This window comes from Umezawaea beigongshangensis (assembly GCF_016464305.1).
In the GTDB taxonomy this organism is placed as follows: Bacteria; Actinomycetota; Actinomycetes; order Mycobacteriales; family Pseudonocardiaceae; genus Umezawaea_A; species Umezawaea_A beigongshangensis.
Map to the genome: position 1 here is coordinate 1 of NZ_JAEIOJ010000008.1, position 6,859 is coordinate 6,859.

Below are 6,859 nucleotides of genomic sequence, written 5' to 3' on the forward strand. Positions count from 1 at the left end.
CGCACACCCAGGCGGTGCCGCAGCACCCGCACGCCGTCCTCACCGGCCAGCTCGGGCCGCAGCGCGGCGATCTGCCGATCGGACAGACCCGAGCGCTTGGCCCGCCGCAGCAGCGGCTCGTCCAGCACCGGCGCGTCCTCGATCTCACCGCGCAGGCCGATCAGCCAGGCGATCTGCTCGACGAACCACGGATCGATCGCGGACGCCTCGTGCACCTGCTCGACGCTCGCGCCGAGCCGCAGGGCGCGCTCGACGGTGTAGAGGCGGCCGTCGTGACCGGTCTTCAGCGCCTCCAGGGTGTTCTCCAGGGTGGCACCGACCGGGTCGGGAGCGGTCCAGAACGACGCGGCCTTCGTCTCCATCGACCGCAGCGCCTTGCCCAGCGCCTCCACGAAGCTGCGCCCCATCGACATGGCCTCACCGACGCTCTTCATCGTCGTGGTGAGCGTGGGGTCGGCGCCGGGGAACTTCTCGAAGGCGAACCGGGGCACCTTGACCACGACGTAGTCCAGCGTGGGCTCGAAGCTCGCCGGGGTCTCCCCGGTGATGTCGTTGCCGATCTCGTCGAGGGTGTAGCCGATGGCGAGCTTGGCGGCGATCTTGGCGATCGGGAAGCCGGTCGCCTTCGACGCCAGCGCCGAGGACCGCGACACCCGCGGGTTCATCTCGATGACCACCATGCGGCCGGTCGTCGGGTGGAACGCGAACTGGATGTTGCAGCCGCCGGTGTCCACGCCGACCTCGCGGATGACCGCGATGCCCACGTCGCGCATCTGCTGGTACTCGCGGTCGGTCAGCGTCATCGCCGGCGCCACGGTCACCGAGTCACCGGTGTGCACACCCATCGGGTCGATGTTCTCGATGGAGCACACGACCACCACGTTGTCGTTGCGGTCGCGCATCAGCTCCAGCTCGTACTCCTTCCACCCCAGCGCGCTCTCCTCGATCAGCACCTCGGTGACCGGGGACTCCGCCAGGCCCGACGCGGCCAGCCGCTCCAGCTCCTCGCCGGTGTGCGCCATGCCCGAGCCGAGGCCGCCCATCGTGAACGACGGCCGGATGACCACCGGCAGACCCAGCTCGGCCACCGTCGCGCGGACCTCCTCCATCGACCGGCACACCGCGCTGCGCGGCACCTCCGCGCCGATCTTGCGGACGATGTCCTTGAACATCTGCCGGTCCTCGCCGCGCTGGATCGCGTCGATGTCGGCACCGATCAGCTCCACGTCGTACTTCTCCAGCACACCCCGCTGGTGCAGCGCGATGGCCGTGTTCAACGCCGTCTGACCGCCCAGGGTCGCCAGGATCGCGTCGGGCCGCTCGGCGGCGATGACCTTCTCCACGAACTCCGGGGTGATCGGCTCGATGTAGGTGGCGTCGGCGAACTCCGGATCGGTCATGATCGTCGCCGGGTTGGAGTTGACGAGGGAGACCCGCAGGCCCTCCTCGCGCAGCACCCGGCACGCCTGAGTACCGGAGTAGTCGAACTCGCAGGCCTGACCGATGACGATCGGCCCGGAGCCGATCACCAGGATGTGCTTGATGTCAGTGCGCTTCGGCATGTCAGCGGCCCTCGCCCATCATCGTCACGAACTCGTCGAACAACGGCGCGGCGTCGTGCGGACCCGCCGCCGCCTCCGGGTGGTACTGCACGCTGAACGCCGGCACGTCGAGCAGCCGGAGGCCCTCGATCGTGTCGTCGTTCGGGCAGTAGTGACTCAGCACACCGCGACCGAAGTCCGAACCGAACTCCTCACCCGGCTCGCCCCGCAGCGCGAACCCGTGGTTCTGCGACGTGATCGCCACCCGGCCCGTGGCCGTGTCGATCACCGGGATGTTGATCCCGCGGTGGCCGTAGCGCATCTTGTAGGTCTCCAGACCCACCGCGCGGCCCAGGACCTGGTTGCCGAAGCAGATGCCGAACAACGGCACCCGACGCTCCAGCACGGCGCGGGTCAGCGCGACCGCGTGGTCCTGGGTGGCGGGGTCGCCGGGGCCGTTGGACAGGAACACCCCGTCCGGCTCGACGGCCAGCAGGTCGTCCACCGTGGAGGACAGCGGCAGGACGTGCACCTCGATGCCGCGCGCCGCCATCATCCGCGGAGTGTTGGACTTGATGCCCAGGTCGAGCGCGGCCACCCGGAAGCGCCGCTCGCCGACGGCGGGCACCACGTACGGCTGCGCCGTGGTCACCTCGCGAGCGAGGTCGGAACCCACCATCTCGGGGCCGTCGAGCACCTCGGCGCGCATCCGCTCGGGGTCGCTCAGCGCGTCGCCGGAGAACACCCCGGCGCGCATCGCGCCCTGCTCGCGCAGGTGGCGGGTCAGCGAGCGGGTGTCGACGCCCGCGACGCCCACGATCCCCTGGCGGACCAGCTCGTCGTCCAGGGAGCGCACGGAGCGCCAGTTCGACGGCCGCCGCGCGGGGTCGCGCACGACGTAGCCCGAGACCCAGATGCGGCTCGACTCGTCGTCCTCGTCGTTCCACCCGGTGTTGCCGATCTGCGGCGCGGTCTGCACCACGATCTGCCGGTGGTAGGAGGGGTCGGTCAGGGTCTCCTGGTAGCCGGTCATGGCCGTGGAGAACACGACCTCCCCGAGGCTGCGACCGCGCGCCCCGTAGGACTCGCCGCGAAAGATCCGCCCGTCCTCCAGTACCAGTGCTGCGGTGGTCACGCCGTTCCTCCCTGTGAGGGGGCCAGCGCGTCCAGCGCCGACACCCACTGCTCGTACACGTCCTTCTCGTCGCCGCGGAACCCGGTGTCCAGCAGCTGCTCGCCGTGCTGCCAGGTCACCACCAGCAGTCCGTCGGCGGTCATCACCTTGTTCGCGAGCCCGCGGGCCGTGCGGGCGCCGCGGATCGAAGCGGCCGGGATCCACAGGGGCTCCGCGCCCGTGCGGTCCAGCAGCAGCCCCTCGCCCGTCAGCCGGGCCACGGCCTCCGCGCGGTGGCCGACGTCGCCCACCTGCACGCGGTCCTGCCAGTTCGCCGCGGTCGTGGTGCCCACGTAGACGCCGGTGGTCTCCGGCAGCAGCGGCTCGCCCGTGGTGGCGGGCGGCTGCGGGAACGCGTCGAACACCTCGGCCTGCGCGCGCTTGCGGCGCTGCCAGCCGTGCCACATGCCGTAGAGGCACAGCGCGAAGAAGAGGAGGACGGCCACCGACAACAGCACCCTGGTCATGCGCGGATCCTCCCCCGCTCGGCGGTGACCCTGCCGCGCAGAACCGTCGCGGTGACCACTCCGGGCAGCTCCAGCCCCTCGAAGGGCGTGTTGCCCGCGACGCTCGCCAGCTCGCGGCCGCGCACGGTCCACGTGGCGTCCGGGTCGACCAGCACCAGGTTGGCCGGCTCTCCCACGGCGATCGGGCGGCCCTGGTCGGGCAGCCCGGCGATCTCGGCGGGGCGCTCGCTCAGGACGCGGGCCACGCCGCGCCAGTCCAGCAGCCCCGTGCGCACCATCGTCTCGACGACCACCGACAGGGCCGTCTGCAGGCCCAGCATCCCCGGCCGTGCCGCGGACCACTCGCAGTCCTTGTCCTGCACGGCGTGCGGAGCGTGATCGGTGGCGACGCAGTCCACGACCCCGGAGGCCAGCGCCTCGCGCAGCGCGGCGACGTCGGTCTCGGCGCGCAGCGGCGGGTTGACCTTGTTGACCGGGTCGTAGGTCTCCAGCCGCTCGTCGGTCAGCAGCAGGTGGTGCGGCGTGACCTCGGCGGAGACCCGTGTGCCGCGCTCCTTGGCCCAGCGCAGCACGTCCACGGTGCCCGCGGTGGACACGTGGCAGACGTGCAGGCGCGCGCCCGCGTGCTCGGCGAGCAGGCAGTCGCGGGCGACGATCGACTCCTCGGCCGCCGCGGGCCAGCCCTGGAGGCCGAGCCGAGCCGCCCGCGCGCCCTCGTGGGCCTGCGCGCCGACGGTGAGCCGCGGCTCCTCGGCGTGCTGCGCGATCACCACGTCGAGGGACGTGGAGTACTCCAGCGCCCGGCGCATGAGCAGCGGGTCGTGCACGCAGTGCCCGTCGTCGGAGAAGACGCGCACCCCGGCCTGCGAGTTCGCCATCGTGCCCAGCTCGGCGAGCCGCTCACCGCGCAGGCCGACCGTGACGGCGCCGACCGGGTGCACGTCGACCAGGCCGACCTCGCGGCCCCGGCGCCACACGTGCTCCACGACGACGGCGTTGTCCGCGACCGGGTCGGTGTTGGCCATGGCGAACACGGCGGTGTACCCGCCGAGGGCCGCGGCGGCCGAGCCGGTGGCGATGGTCTCGGTGTCCTCGCGGCCGGGTTCGCGCAGGTGGGTGTGCAGGTCGACGAAGCCGGGCAGCAGCACCCCGCCACCGCCGCGGACCACCTCGGCGCCCTCGCGCTCGACGTCGGCGCCGATCTGCGCGATCACGCCGTCGCGGACCAGGACGTCGACGGGGGAACCCTCGCCGTAGGGTCGAACTCCCTCGAACAGCAAGGGGGTCACGCGGTCTCCTCCTCGTGGGCAAGCAGGTGGTAGAGCACGGCCATGCGCACGTGCACGCCGTTGCGCACCTGGTCGGTGATGGCGGCGCGCGGGGAGTCGGCGACCGCCGAGGCGATCTCCATCCCGCGCAGCATCGGACCGGGGTGCAGCACGACGGCGTGCTCCGGCATGAGCCGCAGCCGGTTGTCGTTCAGGCCGTAGGCGATCGAGTACTCGCGCGCCGAGGGGAAGAAGTTCCCCCCGCCGCCACCGGAGCCGCTGGTCATCCGCTCGGCCTGGACCCGCAGCAGCATGACGGCGTCGACCGCGGGCAGCTCGGCGTCCAGCTCGTGCGACACCGAGACCGGCCACGTCCGCACGCCCGCCGGGAGCAGCGTGGGCGGGGCGACGAGCACGACGTCCGCGCCGAGCGCGTGCAGCAGGTGCACGTTGGACCGGGCGACCCTGCTGTGCAGGACGTCGCCGACGATCGCGATGCGGCGCCCTTCCAGGGTGCCCAGGCGCTCGCGCAGCGTCGCCGCGTCCAGCAGCGCCTGCGTGGGGTGCTCGTGCATCCCGTCACCGGCGTTGACCACGGACGTGCCCGCCTCGGCGAGCCAGTCGGCCAGCCGGTGCGCCGCGCCGGACGCGGGGTGCCGCACGATCACGCAGTCCGCCCCGGCGGCGGCCAGCGTGAGCGCGGTGTCGCGCAGCGACTCGCCCTTGCCGACCGAGGAGCCGCTGGCGGAGACGTTGATCACGTCGGCGCTCATCCACTTGCCCGCGATCTCGAACGAGACGCGGGTGCGGGTGGAGTTCTCGTAGAACATCGTGACGACCGTCCGCCCGCGCAGCGTGGGGAGCTTGCGCACCTCGCGGCCCAGCAGGGTCCGCTTGAGGTTGTCGGCGGTGTCGAGGATCGCGACGGCCGTGGCGGGGTCCAGGCCGTCGGTGGAGAGCAGGTGCTTCACCGCAGCACCACTCCGTCGCGGTCGTCGAACTCCTCCAGCAGCACCGACACGTCCTCGGAGCGGGAGGTCGGCACGTTCTTGCCCACGTAGTCCGCGCGGATCGGCAGCTCGCGGTGGCCCCGGTCGACCAGGACGGCGAGCTGCACGGCGCGCGGGCGGCCGTGGTCGCGCAGGGCGTCCAGGGCGGCGCGGACGGTGCGGCCGGAGAACAGCACGTCGTCGACCAGGACGACGAGCCGGTCGTCGACGCCGCCGTCGGGCAGCGCGGTGGCCTCCAGCGGACGGGTGGGCCCGCGGCGCAGGTCGTCGCGGTACAGCGTCACGTCGAGGGTGCCGGTGGGCACCCGGACGCCGCTGAACTCCGCGATCCGGGCCGCCAGGCGACGAGCCAGGGGCGCGCCCCTGCTCGGAATCCCCATGAGGACTACCTCGGGTGCGCTCGGTGCATCAAGAGCGGTCTTCTCGATGATCTGATGGGCCATTCGGGCGACGGTGCGCGCGACGTCTCCGGCCGACAGCAGCTCGCGCTCCTGGGCCGGATCCGTCGCACCACGTTGACGTGGCGCCACGGCTGGACCTCCTTCCCCGCCTCACCGGACGGGTCCTTAAAGGACGTCGGACACCCGGCGTGAACCGGGCTGACCTGCACGATAACAGGCACCGGGGGTCAATCTTCCGGGTGGTGTCCCGCATCTCGCCCGACTGGACCTCCGAGATCAGCTTGACCTGGTGACCACGGAGAGCAATCATTACTCTGCGTATTGATCTAAGCCTCCCCGCGGCGATCCCCTACCGGCTGACGGGGCGAATGAACGGAGAACCGCCACATGGGCGACTACGCCAAGGCGCTGGGGGCCAAGCTCCGCGCGATCCGCCAGCAGCAGGGCCTGTCACTGCACGGCGTCGAGCAGAAGTCCGGCGGTCGCTGGAAGGCCGTGGTCGTCGGTTCGTACGAGCGCGGCGACCGCGCGGTGACCGTGCAGAAGCTCGCCGAGCTCGCCGACTTCTACGGCGTGCCGGTGGCCGAGCTGCTGCCGGAGGGCCGGGTGCCCTCGGGCGCCGAACCCGCCACGAAGATCGTGATCAACCTGGAGCGGTTGCAGCAGCTCCCCGCGGAGAAGGTGGGTCCGCTGGCCCGCTACGCCGCGACGATCCAGAGCCAGCGGGGTGACTACAACGGCAAGGTCCTGTCCATCCGGACCGAGGACCTGCGGTCGCTGGCGATCATCTACGACATGACGCCGGGCGAGCTGACGGAGCAGCTCATCGACTGGGGCGTGCTGCCTCCCGAGGCGCGTCCGGCCAAGGAGGACTGAGCGTCGTGGGGGGGGGGGGGGGGGGGGGGGCGGGCGGCGCCCCCCCACCACACGGAGTACGGGGGGCCCGAGGGGGGGGGAGAGACCCCCGCTGCGCCGCCCCCCCCGCGAGGGAACACGGG

At 72.2% G+C, this 6,859-nt stretch carries 7 protein-coding genes; 1 reads left to right on the forward strand and 6 read right to left on the reverse strand.

The features are described from left to right. The 6 genes from carB to pyrR form a co-directional block, all read right to left on the reverse strand. Positions 1 to 1,562: carbamoyl-phosphate synthase large subunit (gene carB, locus IMZ35_RS19765; RefSeq protein ID WP_199442628.1), on the reverse strand; the 1,562-nt coding region annotated here is incomplete at its 3' end. 1 nt (position 1,563) lies between these two features. Then, complete coding sequence (gene carA / locus IMZ35_RS19770; RefSeq protein WP_199442629.1) at positions 1,564 to 2,676, reverse strand: glutamine-hydrolyzing carbamoyl-phosphate synthase small subunit; 1,113 nt, start codon at positions 2,674 to 2,676, stop codon at positions 1,564 to 1,566. Then, the gene (locus IMZ35_RS19775; protein ID WP_199442630.1) at positions 2,673 to 3,182 is read right to left on the reverse strand and encodes a PH-like domain-containing protein; all 510 of its coding nucleotides are present in this window, start codon (positions 3,180 to 3,182) and stop codon (positions 2,673 to 2,675) included. Before IMZ35_RS19775 ends, carA begins: the two co-directional genes overlap by 4 nt. Then, on the reverse strand, positions 3,179 to 4,471 hold the full coding sequence (locus IMZ35_RS19780; protein WP_199442631.1) for a dihydroorotase: 1,293 nt from the start codon (positions 4,469 to 4,471) through the stop codon (positions 3,179 to 3,181). Before IMZ35_RS19780 ends, IMZ35_RS19775 begins: the two co-directional genes overlap by 4 nt. Then, complete coding sequence (locus IMZ35_RS19785; RefSeq protein WP_199442632.1) at positions 4,468 to 5,421, reverse strand: aspartate carbamoyltransferase catalytic subunit; 954 nt, start codon at positions 5,419 to 5,421, stop codon at positions 4,468 to 4,470. Before IMZ35_RS19785 ends, IMZ35_RS19780 begins: the two co-directional genes overlap by 4 nt. Next, entirely contained in the window at positions 5,418 to 5,990 is a 573-nt protein-coding gene (pyrR, locus tag IMZ35_RS19790) for a bifunctional pyr operon transcriptional regulator/uracil phosphoribosyltransferase PyrR (RefSeq protein WP_199442633.1), read from the reverse strand. The genes IMZ35_RS19785 and pyrR overlap by 4 nt, the downstream gene beginning before the upstream one ends. A 258-nt stretch (positions 5,991 to 6,248) precedes the next feature. Here pyrR and bldD point away from each other — a divergent pair, with 258 nt between their 5' ends. Next, positions 6,249 to 6,737 (forward strand): transcriptional regulator BldD, encoded by a 489-nt coding sequence (bldD, locus tag IMZ35_RS19795; RefSeq protein ID WP_015103676.1) that lies wholly within the window; start codon positions 6,249 to 6,251, stop codon positions 6,735 to 6,737. The last annotated feature ends 122 nt before the right edge of the window (positions 6,738 to 6,859 follow it).